Origin of the sequence: Aquisphaera insulae (genome assembly GCF_011064615.1) — a bacterium.
GTDB classification, from domain to species: domain Bacteria; phylum Planctomycetota; class Planctomycetia; order Isosphaerales; family Isosphaeraceae; genus Aquisphaera; species Aquisphaera insulae.
This window is the reverse complement of record NZ_JAALJH010000200.1, coordinates 1-2,217: the sequence shown is the minus strand read 5'-3', so window position 1 is coordinate 2,217 and position 2,217 is coordinate 1. Positions and strand designations below refer to the sequence as shown.

At 57.6% G+C, this 2,217-nt stretch carries 2 protein-coding genes and 1 pseudogene; 2 read left to right on the top strand and 1 reads right to left on the bottom strand.

All coding sequences use genetic code 11. The features are described 5' to 3' along the window. Nucleotides 1-207, top strand: a pseudogene (locus tag G6O54_RS36705) (hypothetical protein); the annotation flags it as partial. A gap of 25 nt (nt 208-232) precedes the next feature. Continuing rightward, nucleotides 233-859: a HEPN domain-containing protein gene (locus tag G6O54_RS36700; protein WP_165236018.1), complete on the top strand. Its 627-nt coding sequence runs from the start codon at nt 233-235 to the stop codon at nt 857-859. A gap of 244 nt (nt 860-1,103) precedes the next feature. On the opposite strand, the gene G6O54_RS36695 is transcribed toward G6O54_RS36700, so the two are convergent. Beyond that, a complete protein-coding gene (locus G6O54_RS36695; protein ID WP_165236021.1) occupies nt 1,104-2,099 on the bottom strand; it encodes a DUF1559 family PulG-like putative transporter in 996 nt (331 codons plus the stop codon). Nucleotides 2,100-2,217: the final 118 nt, after the last annotated feature.

The window sequence follows — 2,217 nt, the reverse complement described above, 5'->3', positions numbered from 1 at the left end:
GAGAAGCTGGTGACCATCCAGCCGCGCGGCGCCGATCGGTACGGGCGTACGATCGCGGTGGTCATCCTGCAGGATGGTCGGTCTCTCAACCGGGAGATGGAACGCGGCGAAGATGGCGCCGGCGAACCGCGCCTCCTTCCCCAGCTCGAAAGCGGCGGACGCGGCGGGGTTTCGCAGGGCGAGGGATTGCGAGTGATCAACTGCTGATGTTATCAGACAAAGGATCGACAACATGAAGAAGGCAAAATCGCGTTTCGATGCCAATTGGGAATTGGCGGAACACCTCAGGGTGTTGTACGTTTCTCTTCAAAGCATATCAGTCCCAATTTACCAGCCGGAAGACACGCTACGAGCATCGATTGTGGCAGTCGTTGGAGCGCTCGACACCTTCGTACGAGACCTCGTTTGCGTAGGAGTTCGAGAAATGCTGGCGGGGAGCCGGCTTAGGACCCAGAGGTTCAGAAGCCTAAAATTGCCCGTGAACGTCATGTTGTCCTACATGGAAAACCCAAGTCAAACGAATGCTATAGAACAAGAAATACTGAATTCATTCATAAATAGAACATACCAGCGACCTGAGCAAATCGAGAATGGCATTCTGCTTCTCAGAGATGGGGACCTCTGGAGGGATATCGACCGACGGCTCAATCTCGCCCCGGGGGACGTTGCGAAGGAGCTGAACTCAATCGTCGATCGGCGAAATCAGATTGTGCACGAAGGGGACGTGGATCCAGACGCAACAGGGGTCGTACACGCCTCAACATCGGACTGGCGACGTCCGATTCATGAACCGTACGTGATGAAGGCGAACCAGCTCATCTTGCGGATAGGAGTTGCTATCTACGAGCGAGTTTCTTAAAGGCTATCCAGTAAGAAGTCCCAGTAAGTTGCGGTAGTTGGGGAAGTCGTGGTCACTCACCCAAAATGGGTAATTTGGAAGGGGTTTGGGAAGCCTTGGTCGATCAGCTTGGATCGTCTTGTCGATCCTGCGATGCCCATTGGTTATCGATCTCCCCCAGATTACTCGCGTCGGGTGCCTGACCATCGACGACTGAGTTCCCCGATCCGGGATACCGTTCGATTACGGTCGAGGATCACCTGCTTCAAAAGTCGCTCGGCACGACTTCGCCGCCCGCACGGGTACCGACGGCAGTCCAAACCTGCGGGTCAATCGAATCCTTGACGAAGCGAACCCCGCCATCCATCATCAGCACGTGAACACCCCCGACGTGGAGGCTGGAAGCGGTGGCCGCGGTTATATTTTGCATGGCCCAGCAGCATGGCTGGTTGGGCCGCATCACGTGGTTATACTGGGTGCCGGATAAGAGGTTGCCAGTGAGCCAGGAAAACCCCGTGGTGAAACCGGTCACGCCTCCAGGATCAATATCGGCCAGATTGAGCGTCTCGCAGGTGCGGACGAACGCGTCGAGATCCGCCGGGCTGTCCGTATAGACTTGCCTGAGCTTGTATCTTCGCCGATTCCGGTCGATCGTCGACAGGTCCCGGCCCTGTTTCGGGTTGAAATCCACGCCGAAGCTCGGCCCGATGAGCCACTCGGAAACACCCACGGTCTGACTGAGGCCGTCGGTGATGTCCCTCGCCGCTAGCGGCTTTAAAATGAATATGCCCTCACCCGCAAGCACGTCTCGTCCGGTGTTGCCCGCATAGTTGACGGCATGTTCCATGTCCGGTGGTCTCCCTCCCGCGTCCGAAGGGCAGATAAAGTACCTCGGTGTCAGACTCTGGGCAGTCGAGTTGGCGACTCCGAACGGGTCCGTCAAGTTGATCGCGTTGTACAGGACGCTGTTTTCCAGGTAGGGGAGAATCTGGACCAAATATGAGGCAGGGAGTGGACCGCTGCCGCCACTCGGGAAGGTGTTCCGTGTCTCGGCGTGCTGATGAATCCCCAGGCCAATTTGCTTCAGATTGTTGACGCACTGCATCCGCCTCGCTGCGGCCCTTGCCGCCTGCACGGCCGGAATCAACAGGGCGACCAGGATGCCGATGATTGCGATGACGACCAGGGCCTCGATCAGTGTAAACCCAGCTCCACGACGGACGTTGTGGCGGGGACCGCCGTCCCCATTTCGCCCTGGCATCGTGAGCTCCTTACGTGATCTGGCTAGGCCATTTGGTTCGCATGCACAGGTCGCATATCTCGCGGGAATTACGACGCCACGTATACGATATGGCTCATCCGGCCGAAGCGCGCGCCGG